The 17,740-nt window shown below is 66.6% G+C and carries 18 protein-coding genes and 1 riboswitch; of the genes, 10 read left to right on the top strand and 8 right to left on the bottom strand.

The window, feature by feature from the left end; all coding sequences use genetic code 11:
- Window positions 1-4 precede the first annotated feature (4 nt).
- The 7 genes from QQ25_RS21395 to QQ25_RS21365 all read left to right on the top strand — a co-directional run bounded on the left by QQ25_RS21395 (window position 5) and on the right by QQ25_RS21365 (window position 8,098).
- Complete coding sequence (locus tag QQ25_RS21395; RefSeq protein ID WP_082017645.1) at window positions 5-2,002, top strand: acetyl/propionyl/methylcrotonyl-CoA carboxylase subunit alpha; 1,998 nt, start codon at window positions 5-7, stop codon at window positions 2,000-2,002.
- Window positions 1,999-3,159, top strand: coding sequence for an acyl-CoA dehydrogenase family protein (locus QQ25_RS21390; protein WP_039380868.1), 1,161 nt, complete (start codon window positions 1,999-2,001; stop codon window positions 3,157-3,159). Before QQ25_RS21395 ends, QQ25_RS21390 begins: the two co-directional genes overlap by 4 nt.
- A complete protein-coding gene (locus QQ25_RS21385; protein ID WP_039380867.1) occupies window positions 3,156-3,647 on the top strand; it encodes a MaoC family dehydratase in 492 nt (163 codons plus the stop codon). Before QQ25_RS21390 ends, QQ25_RS21385 begins: the two co-directional genes overlap by 4 nt.
- Window positions 3,647-4,459, top strand: coding sequence for an HpcH/HpaI aldolase/citrate lyase family protein (locus QQ25_RS21380; protein WP_039380865.1), 813 nt, complete (start codon window positions 3,647-3,649; stop codon window positions 4,457-4,459). The genes QQ25_RS21385 and QQ25_RS21380 overlap by 1 nt, the downstream gene beginning before the upstream one ends.
- A gap of 251 nt (window positions 4,460-4,710) precedes the next feature.
- On the top strand, window positions 4,711-5,814 hold the full coding sequence (pdhA, locus tag QQ25_RS21375; protein ID WP_039380864.1) for a pyruvate dehydrogenase (acetyl-transferring) E1 component subunit alpha: 1,104 nt from the start codon (window positions 4,711-4,713) through the stop codon (window positions 5,812-5,814).
- Window positions 5,814-6,914, top strand: coding sequence for an alpha-ketoacid dehydrogenase subunit beta (locus QQ25_RS21370; RefSeq protein WP_039322484.1), 1,101 nt, complete (start codon window positions 5,814-5,816; stop codon window positions 6,912-6,914). The genes pdhA and QQ25_RS21370 overlap by 1 nt, the downstream gene beginning before the upstream one ends.
- Window positions 6,911-8,098 (top strand): dihydrolipoamide acetyltransferase family protein, encoded by a 1,188-nt coding sequence (locus tag QQ25_RS21365; RefSeq protein ID WP_039380862.1) that lies wholly within the window; start codon window positions 6,911-6,913, stop codon window positions 8,096-8,098. The genes QQ25_RS21370 and QQ25_RS21365 overlap by 4 nt, the downstream gene beginning before the upstream one ends.
- A gap of 12 nt (window positions 8,099-8,110) precedes the next feature.
- Here the strand turns inward: QQ25_RS21365 and QQ25_RS21360 are convergent, their stop codons facing one another.
- The 7 genes from QQ25_RS21360 to QQ25_RS21335 form a co-directional block, all read right to left on the bottom strand.
- Window positions 8,111-8,863 (bottom strand): enoyl-CoA hydratase, encoded by a 753-nt coding sequence (locus tag QQ25_RS21360; protein WP_039322480.1) that lies wholly within the window; start codon window positions 8,861-8,863, stop codon window positions 8,111-8,113.
- 38 nt (window positions 8,864-8,901) lie between these two features.
- Window positions 8,902-9,132, bottom strand: coding sequence for a hypothetical protein (locus tag QQ25_RS30855; RefSeq protein ID WP_131546198.1), 231 nt, complete (start codon window positions 9,130-9,132; stop codon window positions 8,902-8,904).
- Window positions 9,133-9,186: 54 nt separating this feature from the next.
- On the bottom strand, window positions 9,187-9,375 hold the full coding sequence (locus QQ25_RS21355; protein ID WP_039322477.1) for a hypothetical protein: 189 nt from the start codon (window positions 9,373-9,375) through the stop codon (window positions 9,187-9,189).
- Between the two features lie 73 nt (window positions 9,376-9,448).
- The gene (locus tag QQ25_RS21350) at window positions 9,449-9,727 is read right to left on the bottom strand and encodes a hypothetical protein (protein WP_052235949.1); all 279 of its coding nucleotides are present in this window, start codon (window positions 9,725-9,727) and stop codon (window positions 9,449-9,451) included.
- Between the two features lie 227 nt (window positions 9,728-9,954).
- A complete protein-coding gene (locus QQ25_RS21345; RefSeq protein WP_052235948.1) occupies window positions 9,955-10,701 on the bottom strand; it encodes a hypothetical protein in 747 nt (248 codons plus the stop codon).
- A gap of 31 nt (window positions 10,702-10,732) precedes the next feature.
- Window positions 10,733-11,425, bottom strand: coding sequence for an MspA family porin (locus QQ25_RS21340; protein ID WP_039322475.1), 693 nt, complete (start codon window positions 11,423-11,425; stop codon window positions 10,733-10,735).
- 91 nt (window positions 11,426-11,516) lie between these two features.
- Window positions 11,517-12,218: an MspA family porin gene (locus tag QQ25_RS21335; RefSeq protein WP_039322472.1), complete on the bottom strand. Its 702-nt coding sequence runs from the start codon at window positions 12,216-12,218 to the stop codon at window positions 11,517-11,519.
- A 491-nt stretch (window positions 12,219-12,709) separates the two neighbouring features.
- Between QQ25_RS21335 and QQ25_RS21325 the strand changes: the two genes are divergently transcribed.
- The 3 genes from QQ25_RS21325 (at window position 12,710) to metE (ending at window position 16,715) form a co-directional block, all read left to right on the top strand.
- A complete protein-coding gene (locus QQ25_RS21325) occupies window positions 12,710-13,231 on the top strand; it encodes an Rv2240c family protein (protein WP_052235991.1) in 522 nt (173 codons plus the stop codon).
- Window positions 13,232-13,346: 115 nt separating this feature from the next.
- On the top strand, window positions 13,347-14,021 hold the full coding sequence (locus QQ25_RS21320; protein ID WP_039381165.1) for a sensor domain-containing protein: 675 nt from the start codon (window positions 13,347-13,349) through the stop codon (window positions 14,019-14,021).
- A gap of 83 nt (window positions 14,022-14,104) precedes the next feature.
- A riboswitch (cobalamin riboswitch) is annotated at window positions 14,105-14,285 on the top strand.
- A gap of 144 nt (window positions 14,286-14,429) precedes the next feature.
- A complete protein-coding gene (gene metE, locus QQ25_RS21315; protein ID WP_162627791.1) occupies window positions 14,430-16,715 on the top strand; it encodes a 5-methyltetrahydropteroyltriglutamate--homocysteine S-methyltransferase in 2,286 nt (761 codons plus the stop codon).
- 72 nt (window positions 16,716-16,787) lie between these two features.
- On the opposite strand, the gene QQ25_RS21310 is transcribed toward metE, so the two are convergent.
- A complete protein-coding gene (locus QQ25_RS21310; protein ID WP_039380856.1) occupies window positions 16,788-17,597 on the bottom strand; it encodes a class I SAM-dependent methyltransferase in 810 nt (269 codons plus the stop codon).
- Window positions 17,598-17,740 lie beyond the last annotated feature (143 nt).

The following is a 17,740-nucleotide window of genomic DNA, read 5'->3' as shown; positions in this document are numbered from 1 at the left end:
AACGATGTTCCATACAGTCCTCGTCGCGAACCGCGGCGAGATCGCGGTCCGCGTCATCCGCACCCTGCGTGCCATGGGGATCCGTTCGGTGGCCGTGTTCAGCGACGCCGACGCCGGCGCGCGGCACGTCTCAGAGGCGGATGTGGCTGTCCGGCTGGGGCCGGCCCCGGCCCGGCAGAGCTACCTCGACATCGACGCTGTGGTGGCTGCCGCGCGGCGTACCGGGGCGCAGGCTGTCCATCCGGGTTACGGATTCCTGTCAGAGAACGCCGAATTCGCCTCCGCACTGCAGGCCGCGGGCATCGTGTTCATCGGACCGCCTGCGACGGCGATCGCCACCATGGGCGACAAGATCGCGGCCAAGGCCGCGGTGTCCGCGTTCGGGGTTCCCGTGGTCCCCGGAATATCGCGTCCAGGACTGACCGACGATGACCTGATCGCGGGTGCGCCCGAGGTCGGCTTCCCGGTTCTGGTCAAACCGTCGGCAGGCGGCGGCGGCAAGGGCATGCGGGTGGTGGAGCAGGCTGGTGACCTTCCTGCCGCGTTGACCAGCGCGCGCCGCGAGGCGGCCGCCGCATTCGGCGACGACACGCTTTTCTTGGAACGATTTGTGTTGCGGCCCCGCCATATCGAGGTGCAGGTGCTGGCCGATGGTCACGGCAACGTCATCCATCTGGGCGAGCGGGAATGCAGCCTGCAGCGCAGGCATCAGAAGGTCATCGAAGAGGCGCCGTCGCCTCTGCTGGATCCGGTCACGCGGGCCCGCATCGGTGCGGCCGCATGCGATACCGCGCGTAGTGTCGACTACACGGGTGCCGGCACGGTGGAGTTCATCGTGTCCGCCGATGCGCCCGACGAGTTCTTCTTCATGGAGATGAACACCCGGCTGCAGGTCGAGCACCCGGTCACCGAGATGATGACCGGTGTCGACCTGGTGGAGCAGCAGGTCCGCATCGCTGCCGGCGACAAACTCGCGGTCGGCCAGGACGACATCGTCATGACCGGACACGCCATCGAAGCACGGGTGTACGCCGAGGACCCGGCCAACGGCTTCCTGCCCACGGGCGGACCGGTGCTCGGGTTGCGTGAGCCGAGTGGGCCGGGCGTGCGGGTGGATTCCGGCCTCGCCGCGGGCACCGTTGTCGGCAGCGACTACGACCCGATGCTGTCGAAGGTCATCGCCTACGGCGCCGATCGCACTGCGGCCCTGCACAAGCTGGATCGTGCGTTGGCCGATACCGCGGTACTGGGCCTGACCACCAATACCGAATTCCTGCGCTTCCTGCTGGCCGATCCGGATGTGGCCGCGGGCCGGCTGGATACCGGCCTGCTGGACCGTCGGGCCCCGGATTTCACGCCCGAGGAGGTCGGGGACGCCGAGCTGATCGCCGCGGCAGCCTATCTGTGGGCAAGCGACTGGACCGAAGCAGGCGACAACCTGTGGGCCCGGCCAACCGGCTGGCGGGTAGGGGAGCGTGCTGCGGCCGCATTCCGGCTGCGCGCCGCCGACCGCACCGATCACGTGTACCTCACCGGCATCCCGAGTCAGGCCACCGCGATCGTCGAGAACGGCGACACCCACACTGTGAGTGCGGCTTTCACCGGCGATCAGTTCACCGTCACGCTCGACGGCATGCGTACCGAATATCTGGTCGCCGCGCAGTTGAGCGGGGGGACCGGCCAACTCTGGCTCTCGGGTGGCGGACGCAGCTATGCCGTCGAGGAGGTCCGCGAGGCGCCCGTGCGACCGGACGACGAGCACAGCGGTGATGCCGAACTCGTCAGCCCCATGCCGGGATCGGTTGTCGCCGTGGGAGTCGCGACCGGCACCGAGGTGACGACCGGCGCCATGGTGGTCACCGTCGAGGCGATGAAGATGGAGCATGCCCTGACCGCACCGACCGACGGTGTGGCCGAACTACTCGTCGCCGTCGGCGACCAGGTCAAGGTGGGTCAGCCGCTGGCCCGAATCACCGCTCACACACAGGAGAACGAGCAATGACGGACTTTCTGTCGACCGGCAACCTGCCGGATCACTATGCACAGCTGGCCAAGACCGTCCGCGACTTCGCCCAGAGCGTCGTCGCCCCGGTGGCCGCCAAACACGACGAGGAACATTCCTTCCCCTACGAGGTCGTGGACGGCATGGCCGACATGGGGCTGTTCGGTCTGCCCTTCCCCGAGGAGTACGGCGGCATGGGTGGCGACTACTTCGCGCTGTGCCTGGCCCTCGAAGAGCTCGGCAAGGTCGACCAGAGCGTGGCCATCACGTTGGAGGCCGGGGTGTCGCTGGGCGCCATGCCGATCTACCGCTTCGGAAACGACGCCCAGAAGCAGGAGTGGCTGCCGCTGCTCGCCAGTGGCAAGGCCCTCGGTGCGTTCGGGCTGACAGAAGCGGGCGGTGGCAGCGACGCCGGCGCCACCAAGACCACCGCGAAGATGGATGGATCAACGTGGATTATTAATGGCTCCAAGCAGTTCATCACCAACTCCGGCACTGACATCACCAAGCTGGTGACGGTCACGGCGGTCACCGGGGAGGCGGGCGGCAAGAAGGAGATCTCGTCGATCCTGGTGCCGGTGCCCACCGACGGATTCACCGCCGAACCGGCCTACAACAAGGTCGGCTGGAACGCCTCGGACACCCACCCGCTGAGCTTCGACGATGTGCGCGTACCCGCCGAGAACCTGCTCGGTGAACGAGGCCGCGGCTACGCCAACTTCCTGCGCATCCTCGACGAGGGCCGCATTGCCATCGCGGCATTGTCGGTCGGCGTCGCGCAGGGCTGTGTGGACGAATGTGTGAAGTACGCCAAGGAACGTCAGGCCTTCGGCGCGGCCATCGGCACCTATCAGGCCATCGCCTTCAAGATCGCCCGAATGGAGGCCCGTGCCCACACGGCCCGCGCCACCTACTACGACGCGGCCGCGCTGATGCTCTCCGGCAAGCCTTTCAAAAAGGCGGCCTCGGTGGCCAAGCTGGTCTCCAGTGAGGCCGCGATGGACAACGCCCGCGATGCCACCCAGATCTTCGGCGGCTACGGATTCATGAACGAATACCCGGTGGCGCGGCATTACCGGGACAGCAAGATTCTCGAAATCGGCGAGGGGACAACGGAAGTGCAGCTGATGCTGATCGCGCGGGAGGCGGGTCTGTGACCGCTGAGCAGAAGGTAATCGAGCAGCGGGGCCTCTGGTTCGAGGAGTTCGAGATCGGCGTGCGCTACCTGCACCGTCCCGGGCGCACCATCACCGAGGCCGACAACGTGCTGTTCACCACGTTGACCATGAACACCCAGGCGCTGCACCTGGATGCGGCGTTCGCCGATGCTCTGCCACCGTTCAACGCGCGGTTGGTCAATTCGATGTTCACGCTGTCGACACTCGTCGGCCTGTCGGTGGCACAGCTGACGCAGGGCACCATCGTCGGCAATCTCGGATTCTCCGAGATCGCCTTCCCGAAACCGCTTTTCCACGGCGACACGCTGTATGCCGAAACCGAGATCACCGAGAAGCGGGCATCCAAGAGCCGGCCGGGCGAGGGCATCGTGACCTTCGCCCACACCGGCCGCAACCAGCACGGCGACATCGTGGCGACCGCGTCGCGCAAGACGATGGTGCGGATGCGTCCGGAAGGGGAAGCGTAATGGCCCTGCAGACAACCGGACCAGGCTGGCTGTTCTGCCCGGCCGACCGGCCCGAGCGCTTCGAAAAGGCCGCGGCAGCAGCCGATGTGGTGATTCTCGATTTGGAGGACGGGTGCGCGGCCAAGGACCGTCCGGCCGCCCGCCAGGCCCTGATCGAGACCCGGCTCGATCCGGCCCGCACGGTGGTGAGGATCAATCCGACCGGTACGGCCGACCACGATCTTGACCTGAAGGCGGTCACGGCCACCGATTACACCACCGTGATGCTGGCCAAGACCGAACATGCTGAGCAGGTACAGGCGTTGGCGCCACTGGATGTCGTGGTGCTGATCGAGACCCCGCTGGCTGCGCTGAACGTCGTGGAGCTGGTGCAGCCGGACAACGCCTTCGCGGTGATGTGGGGAGCCGAGGATCTGTTCGCGGTCACCGGTGGTACCGCCAACCGCCGGCCTGACGGCACCTATCGTGACGTTGCCCAGCACGTGCGGTCGCAGACCCTGCTGGCGGCCAAGGCCTACGGGAAGCTGGCGCTGGATTCGGTGTATCTCGACATCAAGGATCTCGACGGCTTGCGGGCGGAGTCCGACGATGCGGTCGCGGTCGGTTTCGACGCCAAAGTGGCGATCCACCCCACGCAGGTCGCCGTCATCCGGTCTGCCTACGCGCCGACCGATGAGCAGATCGCCTGGGCGCGCGCCGTGCTCGACCGGGTCGCAGATGAACGTGGTGTCTTTCAGCACGACGGCCTGATGGTCGACGCCCCGGTTCTGCGGCGCGCCGAGCGAATCGTCGCGCTGGCGCCGCGCAGCTGACCTGGTCCGCGGTCCGGTCGGATCCGACACGCCTCCAATCCGTTACCTGCAGTGACGGTAGCTACGTCCGGTTCTGGCGCATAATGGCGATATGCCCCAGTGCTGCGACGGGCCGAGCGGATCGTCCGGCTAGCGCCATACCCAGGTACCTAGCCGGAGGCCTCTCACCAGGGGTTTTGCACGTACCGCCGCTGCCCTGAGCACCTCATGGAGCGGCGGCGCAACATGCCGCCACCAGAGAAGGAGGCGGTATGGCTGAGTCGTTTGCAGGGCCGGCCCCGGCACATCCCAGTGTCGATCTCGATCCGGTGTGTTTGGTGGCCGCCGACGGGTCACCCACCACAGAGACTCGCTACAGCCGCGACCTTCCCCACGAAACTCTGGCCTGGCTCTACGAGTCCATGGTCGTCACGCGCGACCTGGACACCGAGTTCATCAACCTGCAACGCCAGGGCGAGCTGGCGCTGTACGCCTCCTGCCGCGGTCAGGAGGCGGCCCAGATCGGGGCGACCGCCTGCCTCCGGAAGACCGACTGGCTGTTCCCGCAGTACCGGGAGATCGGCGCGTACCTGTTGCGCGGGATCACCCCGGGCCAGATGGGTGCGGTGTGGCGGGGTCAATGGCACGGTGGCCGTGAGTTCACCAGCCGTTGCGTCGCTCCGATCGCGATTCCGATCGCCACCCAGGCACTGCATGCCGTCGGCGCGGCGATGGCCGCGCAACGTCTCGACGACGGTTCCGTGACGGTGGCCTTCCTGGGTGACGGCGCCACCAGCGAGGGTGATGCGCACGAGGCGCTCAACCTGGCATCGGTGTTCGGGGCGCCCTGCGTGTTCTTCGTGCAGAACAACCAATGGGCGATCTCGGTGCCGGTGAGCAAGCAGCACGCCGGTCCGTCGATCGCGCACCGGGCGATCGGCTACGGCATGCCGGGTATCCGAGTCGACGGCAACGATGTCCTCGCCTGCTATGGCGTGATGGCAGAGGCCGCCGACCGGGCCCGCGCGGGCGCCGGCCCCACGTTGATCGAGGCCGTCACCTACCGGATGGGCCCCCACACCACCTCCGACGATCCCAATCGCTACCGGTCGGTCGATGAGGTCGACGAGTGGCTGGCCCGCGACCCGATCGAGCGGTACCGCACGTACCTGCAGAACGCCGGCGTGCTCGATGAGCGACTGGAGCACCGCGTCACCACGCGGTCGCGGCGGTTGTGCACCGAGCTACGTGACTCGCTCGTCGGGGCGACAGACCCCGATCCGGTCGAGCTGTTCGACACCGTGTACGCCGAGATCACCCCGGATCTGGCGCGTCAGCGCGATGAGTTGTCGGCGGAACTGGCCAAGGAGGCGTGATGACCCAGATCATCGACCGGCCCGCAGCCCAAGGTGATTCCCCGGAGCCGTGGGAACCGATACTGACTCCGGTTGGATTGCCGGCACCGCCGGCGCAGGCTGGATTGCCGGCACCGCCGGCGGCCACCGAGCTGACCATGGTGGCCGCAATCAACCAGGCGCTGCACGATGCGATGGCCGCCGACGATCACGTGCTGGTGTTCGGTGAAGATGTCGCCACTCTCGGCGGGGTCTTCCGGGTGACCGAGGGCCTGGCCGAGACCTTCGGTGCCGAAAGGTGTTTCGACACGCCGCTGGCCGAATCGGCGATCATCGGTGTGGCGATCGGTCTGGCGATTCGCGGGTTCTCGCCGGTGCCGGAGATCCAGTTCGACGGGTTCAGCTACCCGGCCTTCGACCAGATCGTCAGTCACCTGGCCAAGTACCGTATGCGGACCCACGGCGACATCAACATGCCTGTGACGGTGCGGATTCCGTCGTTCGGTGGCATCGGTGCGGTTGAACACCATTCAGAGTCCACCGAGTCGTACTGGTTGCACACGGCGGGCCTCAAGGTGGTCGTACCGGCCACGCCGTCCGACGCCTACTGGCTGCTGCGGTATGCGATCAGCAGCGCCGACCCGGTCATATTCCTGGAGCCCAAGCGGCGCTACTGGGCGCGCGAACTGGTCGACACCAGCGCTCCGGCTCCGCCGATCGGACGGGCGATGGTGCGCCGCAACGGGACCGATGTCACCGTCATCACCTACGGCGGGCTGGTGCCCACTGCGCTCAACGCTGCCGACCTGGCCGCCGAGCGGGGGTGGAGCCTCGAGGTTGTCGATCTGCGCTCACTCAACCCGCTCGATTTCGATACGGTCGCCGCGTCCGTGCAGCGCACCGGACGAGCCGTCGTCATGCACGAGGGGCCTCGGACCCTGGGCTTCGGGGCCGAGTTGGCCGCTCGGATCTCCGAGGAGTGCTTCTACGATCTTGAGGCGCCGGTGTTGCGTGCCACCGGTTTTGACACTCCCTACCCGCCGGCTCGGCTGGAGAAGGTGTGGCTGCCCGGTGTCGATCGCCTGCTCGACTGTGTCGAGCGCGCGATGGTGCAGCCATGAACCGGGAGTTCCTGGTCCCCGATCTCGGTGAGGGGCTGCAGGACGCCACGGTCACCAGCTGGAGTGTTGCCGTGGGCGACACCGTCGAGCTCAATCAGACCCTGTGTACGGTCGAGACCAACAAGGCGGAGGTGGAAATACCCAGCCCGTTCGCCGGCCAGGTGCTCGAGCTCGGGGGCAAGGCGGGGGACACCTTGTCCGTCGGGTCGCTGCTGGTCAGATTCGACATCAGCGAACCGGCTGCGCCGTCGACCGGGAACGCGAAAAATGGTGCGACGCCCCGCAAGTCGGTGTTGGTAGGGTACGGCGCCGACGACACCATGGATGTCAGCAGGCGGGCACCGGCTTCGGAGGGGTCACGGGCGCGGGCCAAACCGCCGGTACGCAAACTGGCGGCCGACCTGCACGTCGACCTTCAGAAGTTGGCGCCCGGATCCGGGCCCGAGGGCATCGTCACGCGCGCCGATGTCATGGCGGCAGCCGGCACTTCGGACATCATTGATGTCGGCGGCGTGCAGGCCGCGATGGCACGACGAATGTCATTGTCACGCAGGGAAATACCGGACGCGCATGCTCGGGTAGACGTGGACTGCTCTGCGTTGTTGCGGCTGCGTGACCACATCAAGGCCACGGATGCCGAGCTTCCCGCCACGCCGTTCGTCCTGACACTGCGGCTACTCGTCCTGGCGCTCGGGCGGCATCAGCTGGTGAATTCCACCTGGATCGAAACCGCCGAAGGTCCACAGATTCACCGGCATCCGGCCGTGCACCTGGGTTTCGGGGTGGCCGCGCCGCGCGGACTGCTGGTCCCCGTGGTCCGTGACGCGCAATCGATGACGACCCGCGCCCTGGCCGCAGAGGTGGCCCGGCTGATCGAGCAGGCGCGAGCCGGGACGCTCAGCCCGGCCGAGCTGAGTGGATCGACCTTCACGGTGTCGAACTTCGGTGCGCTGGGTCTGGACGACGGCGTCCCGGTGATCAACTATCCGGAGGCCGCCATTCTCGGGATGGGGTCGATCAAGCAGCGACCGGTCGTGGTCGACGGCGCGGTGGTGGCCCGTCCCACGATGTCGTTGACCTGTGTCTTCGATCATCGTGTCGTCGACGGTGCCCAGGCCGGAGCGTTCCTGGGTGACCTGCGTTCATTGATCGAGACGCCCGAGTCGGCCCTGGTCGACTTGTAAAGCCGACGGCGGCTACTTGCGCTTCGCGGCGGCCAAACGTGCTGCGAATTCCGGGGATTCGATGGAGCGGGCCTGTGGGCCGAGCTCGATGTCGACGGCGACCGCGTGCTGTTCGTTGTCGATCGCGCCGGGGTTGGCGGTGGCCCGCATCGATGCCTTCGTGGCGATGACCACGTCACGGGGAGCGGCGGCGGGGCCTGCGGCGAGCATGCGCGCGGCACCCACCGGATCCTCGGCGACCGACAGCGCCAACCCGTGGTGCACTGCGGATTCGGCGTCGAATCGCATGCCGAACAACAGGGCGGCCCGGGCCACCTGCGGGCCGACGGCGCGCTGCAGCATCCAGGTGGCGCCGCCGCCGGGATGGATGCCGAGCTTCTGGAACCGCGGATCGAACAGCGCGGCCGGGCCGGCGATACGCACGTCGGCGGCCAACGCCAGGTTCAGGCCCGCGCCGACGGCAGCGCCGTTGACCGCGGCGATGGTCGGGAGTGTGCAATGCGCGACTGCGAGGAACCCGTCGTAGATCTTGCGCAGCCCGTCCTCGGTGGCTTCGCCCAGCGCGGTCAGGTCGGCACCGGCGCAGAACGCCTTGCCCGCACCGGTGACGATCACGGCGTGCACATCGGGGTCGGCCTCGGCAGCCTCGACGGCTGCGCGTAGCGCCGCCGACATCTCGAACGTCACCGCGTTGCGGCGATCGGGATCGTTGACGGTGATGACTGCGATGTGATCGTCGACGCTGACCAACACGGAATCCGGCACGAGGCCACCCTAACGCCCGGTGCGGCCACCACAAATGTTCATCGAATCGTCGGCCCCACCGCCCGGCGGTCCGGACCGCCCGAGCGGACAATGGTCCGGTGACGGCCGACATTGCCGATATCGCCGATGGCCTCGCCGGAGGCTCGGAGCCGCATGCCGGTAGTTGATTCGGACCGGCGGCTCGGCTCGGAGGACAGCCCGCCTGCTACTCCATGGCACGAGACCCCGGCGGCGATGCTCGCGGCGGGCATCGGTGCGGTTGTGGCCATCGGTGCCTTGGTGTTCGCGATCCTCGCGACGTCGCACCACTCGGTGCTACCTGCTCAACGTGAGCGGCTCACCCCGGTGACCTCGACAAAGCCACCGTCGCGGTCGACGACGCCCATCACCTCCAGCACGGCGCCGAGGACGCCGGTCAGCACCACCGAAGACATCGGAATGTCCACGGCGCCACCGCCGTCGGCACCGCCAGAGCAGGCGGACACGACCACCGCGCCACCGACCACGACCATGTCGAATCCCTACGCGACGACGTCGGCCCCCAACGCAGGTGCGTTCTGAAGCGGAGCTGACCCGATCACACAGTCAGGAATTCGCGGACTCGTCCGGGCACTGGACATCCACATACACCGTCACCGACGACTTCGGCAGCGGCGGGACCCCACGGTTGGGGTTGTGGATCGCGTTGACCCGGCATCTGTCCAGCGGCAGGGTGCTGGTGCCGCCAATCCAGTTGATCGCCACGGTGTAACCCTCGGCGCTCAGGGCTGAGATGGTCTCGTCGGCCCGTTGACTGCCGGGGGTCGGCTCGGCCGTGGCCAACGGCGTGCCCCCGATCGCGATGGCCGGCACGATCACGGCCATCCCGATCGATCTCGATATGTGTCTCCACGCCAGCATCCCCGACCTCCTGGCGGTCGGATCTCATGCTGTCGCTCTCACCGGTAGCCCCGGCCGTCAGCCGTCAGTGTATTCCAGATGCACAGGAAGTTAACGGAAAGTTGCCAGAATTCGTCCGAATGGGGCACGGCCGCCCGGGTGGAGAACAAAATCGGGCAGCGTCCAGGGTTACCGGACGCTGCCCGAATGTGTCATGGAGCCGGCGGTGCGGGAGGGGTAGGCGCCGGAACTTCCGGTGCCGGCGGAGCTCCCGGGGCCGGCGGCGGCGCTGCCGGGTCCGGAAGGTTCTCAGCGAGGCCCTGCGGAATATTCGTCCCGGGCGGGGGTGCGGTGCCCGGAAGTGGTTCCCCGAGTTGCTCTTTAGGTAGCTGGCCCAGCGCCGCGCCACGCAGGTTCCCATTGCGGTACAGCGTGTGCATCTGTCGCATCCAGTCGAGGCCGGAGATATCCGCGTTCTCCTGACCCGGAGCGACGCCGACCATGGTGCCTTGACCAGGCGCCGCCGGTTTCTCGTTCTGCGGGAAGAAGTTTCCGTTGTTGAACGCTCTGAGGTTGGGTGCCTCGGTCGGTGGCGGCCCACCTGGGGCCGACGGAGCCGTGTACTGGCCCAGTAAAGCGCCCGGGCTCATATCGACCCCGTTCGGGACGCCCAGTCTGCCAGGTGCCGTGTCGGTTCCGGTCTGTCCCAGAACCGACAGCCCGCCCGGCCCCAGAGGTGCTCCTCCCATCAGAGGCACTTCCGGTCCGGGTGGCGGAGGTGGTTCCGGTGCCGGTGCCGGAGCGGCGACCGCGGGCGCACCCGGAACCTCCGGAGGTGCCGGATCGGCGGCGGCGGTTGCCGAGCAGGCAACCGCCGCGCCGACCACGAACAGCCCGGCTGCGGCGAGAGTGGCCATCGCGTTCTTGATCGCGAATGTGCCGTCCGGGTTCTCGCTCATGCCTTCGTGTTTCGCTCTCACGTCCAGCCCGTCAGACTGCCTTGGTGACGCCGTAGTAGGCCACCACGTCGTCGGTGTCCGTGGTGGAGCTGGTCAGCGTGGCGTACGACCTCAGGAAGGATTGGCCGACGCAGCCGTCGATCTTGATGTGGACATCCTTCAATGTGACGCGCACGGGGGCGGCCTTGAACGACTTCTTGTTCACCGAGACATTGGTGACGGTGCCGGGCTTGGCGTGGATCTCGATGGTGCCCGACATCGGCATGCTCACACCGGTCGGAATGATGCCGGCGAGCGTCGAGCCCGATGTGCTCAGACCGATCGATCCGATGAGGCGGACCTGGCCGAGTTCGATACCGCAGCCGATCTGGTAGCCGGTGTCCATCGTGCCACCGTTCAGCGAGGTGGAGCCGCCACCGGTGACGGTGCCGGTGAACGTGGCCGCGACGAGGTATTCGCGAGACGACGCGGCGGTGGTCAGCGGCGCCACGGGCAGCTGACTCTCATTGGACGCCGAAACCGTGAGTTTCCAGCCGTCCGGGGTGGTGACGACGCCCGGCTCCGCCGAGGCGACGAGTCCGTTGTCCGGCGGGGGCCCGGCATCGGCGGGTTGCGCGGCCGGGTCGGCGGGCGGCGGTGGCGGAGGGTCGGCCGACGCGAGGGGCGCCAAAGCTACCGGGGCCAGCAGGCAAACAGCAGCCAGGGTGGCGAAACGATTCAACATGCGGGAACTTGTGCCTCTCGTGGGGTTCGAATCCGAGGGATCAGCGTGGTGATCGGGGCGGTTCATGGTCGGTGTCGTGTCCGGGCCGAGGTCAGACGGCCTTGGTGACGCCGAGGTAGGTGATGACGTCGTCGGTGTTGTCGGTGGAGCTGGTCAGAGTCGAGTAGGTGCGAATGAACGACTGACCGGCGCACTGATCGAACTTGATGCGCACGCCCGTGATGGTCACGCGGGCACTCGAGCCCTTGAACGACTTCTTGTCGATCGGGACGATGGTGACCGTGCCCGGCTTCAGATACACCTTGCCCTGCAAGCTGATACCGGTACCGGCGCCGACATCACTCCCGGCCCCGGTGAACGGGATCCGGAGGCTCGGGCTGAAGCTGAGACCGGGGTTGATCTCGGCCTCGTCGCTGATGATGCCGCAACCGATCTGAGCGCCGGCCTCCAGCGTGCCGCCGGTGAGCTTGGTCTTGCCGCCGCCCGAGACCTTGCCGGTGAATGTGCCACCGACGAGGTACTCACGTGACGAAATCGCGGTGGTCAATGGGGCGACCGGCAGTAGGGTCTCATTGGAGCCGACCACGGTGACGTGCCAGCCGTCCGGAGTGTCCAGGACTCCGGGGGGTGAGGACGGCACTGCGCCGGTGTCCGGGGGCGGCGGGGCGGGTGCGGCGGCCGCTGCGGGCACTGCGGGGTCCGGCGGTGGCGGTGGATCCGCCGATGCAAGGGGCGCAATCGCTACAGGGGCCAACATGCAGACTGCAGCCAGGGTGGCAAAACGACTCAACATGCGTGAACTTGCGCCTCTCATGGTTCTGGATCCGCATGGCCGGCGACGCGTCATGGTCACCAGAAGCCAACGGATCCAAGGAATCTGTCGCGACGAATCATGAACCGGTCGCGTTTCGATTCGGTGAACAACCGCCCAACAGTTGCCGCCGCATTCCCGTCCAGCTGAAGTCTTCGAACCTGTGAGCTCGCTGGGAAATAGCGTGCGGCGCAGTGCATTACATATATGAGGTATCGGATGCGGCGGCCGGCGCGCAATGGACGACCTGTGGAGGGGGTGGGTTGGCCGGCTGTTCACCTTTTGGACATGTGAACCATCGACCGTGTGGTGATCCGGGGGGGATGGCGGACGTGTCGATCAGGCGCGCACGTCAACTGCGGCGCCTGGCGCCTCACTGCTACGGACTGACGGAGGAATCGTTGAGGTCGTCTCACGTATATGGGCGAGGGCTCGTTTCGCTACTCATCGCCTTCAGCATCGGGTTCGCCGCCATGCCGACCGCGGTCGCCGAACCGGGCGATGAGGCCGGATCTCCCGGTCCGGCGGCCCCGGCCGTGCCGGAGTTGCCCCCGGTCCTGCCGGGCGCGCCGGCTGCGGGTCCTGTGCCCGTGCCGGTCGCCAGCACGGATGATCCTGGGGTGCCGGCGGTCACGGCCTGCTCGACGTTCGCCACGGCGCTCGATTCGGCATCGACCTACTACGGCGATTTCGCAGATTCCATCGAAGGGGTGGAGCGGCCCGATTACGGGGATCCGACCATCAGCACGACGAACACGAGTGGCCGGACAGCGCTGCGCGAGGCGGCAGCCTCGGCGATGAATGCCGCAGGGACACCTGGGCTTTCACCCGATATCGCAAATCCCATGCGGTCATGGTCTTTCGGCGCCACCAAGTTGCTTCTGAAGATGGGGCTGCGCACCGGCGGTCAATCGCTCAATGACACCGCCACCCAGCTCAACACCGATGCCACCAATGCGCAGATGGCATGCGCGGCAGCAGGAACCCACGCCTGACGGCGAGCTCGATCGCTCGGGCCGATCAGCACCACAGCCACGCGAGCTGAAATTGCTGCCGGTGATACTCAACCACCATGTGCGCGTCAATCGTGCCTTCAGTAAAGGGATTACCGTGATCCGCCTCGCGATTTCGTTGCTCATGCTCGTGCTGTTGACGACCAGTTGTTCCGACGACGGAGACCGTGCGCAGGGCCCGCCGAAGGATGTGCCCAAATCCGCGCTCGAGGGGCTGCTGCTCAGCCCTGACGAGATCAACGCCGTGATGGGGACGAACGACATGGTGGCCCATCCGCCGGTCACCGAGATGAGCGACCACCGCAACCTGCTGCCCAATCTCAATTGCCTCGGCGCCTGGCAGGTGAACGAGTCCGCCATCTACGGGGACCGCTGGACCGCCATGCGCCAGGTGCTGCTGCGCGCTCCGGACAACGATGATTGGAACAACCTGGTGGTGCAGTCGGTGGTGATCTTCCCGACCCCGCAGGACGCCAAGGATTTTCTCGGCCAGTCGGCGGAACGCTGGTCGAAGTGCACCGACCACAAGGTGAACATCACGCTCAACGGTGAACCTTTACCGAGATGGAAGAGCGGTCAGCTCACCAAGACCGACGACGAGCTCACGCTGCCGTTCACCCGCGTCAACGGGGACCAGACCCGGGATTGCCAGCGTGCGCTGGCCGTGGCCGCCAATCTCGTCATGGACAATCAGGCGTGCAAGCCGGCGGGTTCATCGGTGACCCAGGCGGCCGACGTGGTGGACAAGATCAAGGGTGCGATGCCGCGCTGATCGCTGCCGGCCACCACGCAAAAGGTAGTCTGAGCCACGCAGCTGGTTTGCCGGTACCGGGATGTTCGCGGTGCCGACATCGAGCGCCGCATGCTGGTTGAGGTGCGGCGTGAGAGGGAACCCGGTGAGAATCCGGGACTGTCCCGCAGCGGTATGCAGGAACGACCGCCGTCATCAGCACTGGCACGCAGGGATCTGCGGCTGGGAAGCGACGGCCAGTAGGTGCACGGATTCCCGTGCGTGCCTGTGAGTCCGAAGACCTGCCAGCCGTACCGGGCGCGCCGCGTCCGGTGGCTCATCGCCTCGCGGAATAGGCAGTGGCCGAATGTGGTTGACCCGTGGCGGGTGGCTGCGTTTGGTTCGATGTCTCTTGGCGGTGGCCATCCCCGCATGTTGAAGGACGTCCTCATGAGCACAACCGCAGCACCCTTCACCGCCACCATCCTCGGTTCGCCGCGAATCGGGCCGAACCGCGAACTCAAACGCGCCGTCGAAAAGTACTGGTCGGGCCGTATCGACCGAGCAGAACTCGAATCCGTGGCGGCCACCTTGCGACGCGACACCTGGGCGTCGCTTGTAGCGGCCGGCCTGGATTCGGTCCCGGTCAACACGTTCTCCTACTACGACCAGATGCTTGACACTGCCGTTCTGGTCGGAGCGCCGCCGACGCGCGTCAGTGGGATCGCCGATGATCTCGACCGTTATTTCGCCGCGGCCCGCGGCGGTATCTATGACGGCGAAGAGATCGTCCCCTTGGAGATGACCAAGTGGTTCGACACCAACTACCACTATCTCGTGCCGGAGTTTCGTCCCGACACCTCGTTCTCGCTCAACCCGACCAAGCTGTTGGGTGAGCTGGAAGAGGCACGCGCACAGGGTATTCCGGCCCGGCCGGTGATCATCGGGCCCGTGACGTTCCTGGCATTGTCGAAGGCCGTCGACGGCGCCGGCGCGCCGATCGCCCGGCTGGACGAACTCGTCGAGATCTATGCCGAGCTGCTGGGTGTGCTGGCCGACCGCGGTGTCGAGTGGGTTCAGTTCGACGAACCGGTGTTGGTCACGGACATGGTCGACGATGCCGCCGGCCTGGCCGCGCGGGCCTATACCAGGCTGGGACGCCTGGCCGAGCGGCCGGCGATCTTCGTCGCGACCTACTTCGGAGAACTGACGGATGCGCTTCCTGGCCTGGCCAAGACGCCGGTCGAGGCCATCGGTATCGATCTGGTGGCCGGCACCGCTGCGTCTCTGGCGTCGGTTCCGGAGCTGAGAAACAAACTCCTGGTGGCTGGTGTGGTCGACGGCCGCAACATCTGGCGCACAGATCTGGAACGGGCGCTGGGCTCGCTGGAAACGCTGCTGGAGTCCTCAGCAGCGGTGGCGGTGTCCACGTCGTGCTCGACGCTGCACGTGCCGTACACGCTCGATGCCGAACCGGATATCGATGCGGCACTGCGTAGTTGGCTGGCCTTCGGGTCTGAAAAGGTCGGCGAGGTGGCGGCCTTGGCGCGAGGTCTCAGGGCTGGCCATGCCGCGATCTCGGCCGAGATCGGGGCATCCAACGCCGCGAGCGCCGCCCGCACATCCGATCCACGGCTGAACAACGGCCAGGTCCGGGAACGGATCTCGGCGATCGTAGCCTCCGGTGCCAAGCGTGGCCCGGCCGACCAGCGCCGCACCGCTCAGCAGGAGCGGTTGAAGCTGCCCGCCTTGCCCACCACCACCATCGGGTCCTACCCGCAGACCTCGGCCATTCGTATTGCCCGCGCCGACCTCCGGTCCGGCAAGATCGACGCCGCGGAGTACCAGCGCCGGATGAAGGCCGAGATCGCCGACGTCATCAAACTGCAAGAACAATTGGGGCTGGATGTGCTGGTGCACGGTGAGCCCGAGCGCAATGACATGGTGCAGTACTTCGCCGAACAACTCGACGGATTCTTCGCCACACAGAACGGCTGGGTGCAGTCCTACGGCAGCAGGTGCGTGCGCCCTCCGATCCTTTACGGGGACGTGGTCCGGCCCGAGCCGATGACCGTCGAGTGGATCACCTACGCCCAGTCGCTGACCGACAAGCCGGTCAAGGGCATGCTCACCGGACCCGTCACCATCCTGGCGTGGTCGTTCGTCCGTGACGACCAACCGTTGGCGGACACCGCGTTTCAGGTCGCCCTCGCCATCCGTGATGAGACGGTGGACCTGCAGTCGGCCGGCATCGCCATCATCCAGGTCGATGAACCCGCGCTGCGCGAGCTGCTGCCGTTGCGTGCGAAGGACAAGGAGGACTACCTGCGCTGGGCAGTCGATGCGTTCCGGCTCTCCACCTCCGGCGTCGATGATTCCACTCAGATACACACGCACTTGTGCTACTCGGAGTTCGGTGAGGTGATCGGGGCGATCGCCGACCTGGATGCCGATGTGACCTCGATCGAGGCGGCCCGTTCGCACATGGAGGTGCTCGGCGATCTCAATGCCGCCGGATTCTCCAACAGCATCGGCCCGGGTGTGTACGACATCCACTCGCCGCGGGTGCCCGGCGTCGAGGAGATCGCTACGTCGCTGCGTGAAGCACTGAAAGCCGTTCCCGCTGACCGGCTCTGGGTCAATCCTGACTGCGGTTTGAAGACCCGTACCACCGATGAGGTGACCGAGGCGCTCAAGCATCTGGTCAGCGCGACCGCGAAAGTACGTGCCGGATAGGGTCATTCGGATCGTCGGGCGTGGGTCTCTGATGTGGGATCCACGCCCGCTGCGGCCTGTCTACTCTGGTGCTCAGCCGAATCCGACGACGTTGGTCGGTGCCCGGAACCGCTCGAGCGAACGGGACCGGTAGACAAAGCCCGCGACGCGCGAAAGAACCTTGCCGCGCCCGGTCGGCATCTCGAGCTCTCGAACCGAGAGAACACCAGGTACGGAACGTAATGTGTCGTACTGATCGGCGGTGAACCAGAACGGCATCGGCGGTGCGGTGTACTGATCGCTCAGTCTGATGCCGCGTCGCTGGGAGTACCAGCTGAGAAATCGCGGCACGCTGTCGAAGACGAGCTGCCCGCCGGGGAATCTGGCAGCGCAGGCGGCGATGAGATCGAATACCGCGTCGCGCTCCAGGTACTGGAACAATCCTTCCGCGGTGATCAGCACCCCGTTGGTGGTGTCCACCCGGTCCATCCACGAGTGGTCGAGCGCGGATTGCGCCAGGTGTCGAAGCCTGTCGGAGGACGGGAGCAACTGCTGACGCAGCGCCACGATCGGTTCGAGATCAACTGACAGCCAAGTTATTTCACCGTTGTCGATCCGCCAGAAGCTGGTCTGCAGTCCTTCCGCCAGGGCAACCACAGTCGCTCTGCGGTGCGTCTGCAGGTACCGGCGCGTGGCGATGTCGAACACCAGCGCCCGCAGGGCGGTGGCTTGGTGAGTGCGGCCGAAATGGTGGTAGTCGTAGCCGAGACTGTCACGCAGGGTGATCGCCAGCGGGTCCTCGATGATGCCGTCGGGCCGGGCGGCCTCAGTGGCTCTCTGCTGCAGAGTCAGGAGCGCGGTCTCCGAGATCGCGGTCAGATGTCGGGCGTCGATGACGGGCATGGGCACGACCGTACTCGTCGGCCGATTCCTGGGACAGCGGCGACGTGGTGACGAGAGTCATTGCCCCGGTTGACAGATCAATGGCGACCAGGCGGGAACTTTCTGGTGACCGGGCGCGACCAACTGTGAGACACGTCGACGCG

The sequence above is a fragment of the Mycolicibacterium setense genome (assembly GCF_000805385.1).
Classification (GTDB): Bacteria; Actinomycetota; Actinomycetes; order Mycobacteriales; family Mycobacteriaceae; genus Mycobacterium; species Mycobacterium setense.
Note: the sequence above shows the minus strand (reverse complement) of the source record. Positions and strands in the feature narration are given on the sequence as shown.

Coding starts and splice junctions, on each gene's coding strand:
- QQ25_RS21345 (WP_052235948.1), bottom strand. CDS start 10,701: ATGAGCGAGAACCCGGACGGCACATTCGCGATCAAGAACGCGATGGCC.
- QQ25_RS21310 (WP_039380856.1), bottom strand. CDS start 17,597: ATGCCCGTCATCGACGCCCGACATCTGACCGCGATCTCGGAGACCGCG.
- pdhA (WP_039380864.1), top strand. CDS start 4,711: ATGGCTGAGTCGTTTGCAGGGCCGGCCCCGGCACATCCCAGTGTCGAT.
- QQ25_RS21350 (WP_052235949.1), bottom strand. CDS start 9,727: ATGGCCGTGATCGTGCCGGCCATCGCGATCGGGGGCACGCCGTTGGCC.
- QQ25_RS21340 (WP_039322475.1), bottom strand. CDS start 11,425: ATGTTGAATCGTTTCGCCACCCTGGCTGCTGTTTGCCTGCTGGCCCCG.
- QQ25_RS21335 (WP_039322472.1), bottom strand. CDS start 12,218: ATGTTGAGTCGTTTTGCCACCCTGGCTGCAGTCTGCATGTTGGCCCCT.
- metE (WP_162627791.1), top strand. CDS start 14,430: ATGAGCACAACCGCAGCACCCTTCACCGCCACCATCCTCGGTTCGCCG.
- QQ25_RS21395 (WP_082017645.1), top strand. CDS start 5: ATGTTCCATACAGTCCTCGTCGCGAACCGCGGCGAGATCGCGGTCCGC.
- QQ25_RS21390 (WP_039380868.1), top strand. CDS start 1,999: ATGACGGACTTTCTGTCGACCGGCAACCTGCCGGATCACTATGCACAG.
- QQ25_RS21325 (WP_052235991.1), top strand. CDS start 12,710: ATGCCGACCGCGGTCGCCGAACCGGGCGATGAGGCCGGATCTCCCGGT.
- QQ25_RS21365 (WP_039380862.1), top strand. CDS start 6,911: ATGAACCGGGAGTTCCTGGTCCCCGATCTCGGTGAGGGGCTGCAGGAC.
- QQ25_RS21355 (WP_039322477.1), bottom strand. CDS start 9,375: ATGGTCGTGGTCGGTGGCGCGGTGGTCGTGTCCGCCTGCTCTGGCGGT.
- QQ25_RS21370 (WP_039322484.1), top strand. CDS start 5,814: ATGACCCAGATCATCGACCGGCCCGCAGCCCAAGGTGATTCCCCGGAG.
- QQ25_RS30855 (WP_131546198.1), bottom strand. CDS start 9,132: ATGGCCACAACCGCACCGATGCCCGCCGCGAGCATCGCCGCCGGGGTC.
- QQ25_RS21380 (WP_039380865.1), top strand. CDS start 3,647: ATGGCCCTGCAGACAACCGGACCAGGCTGGCTGTTCTGCCCGGCCGAC.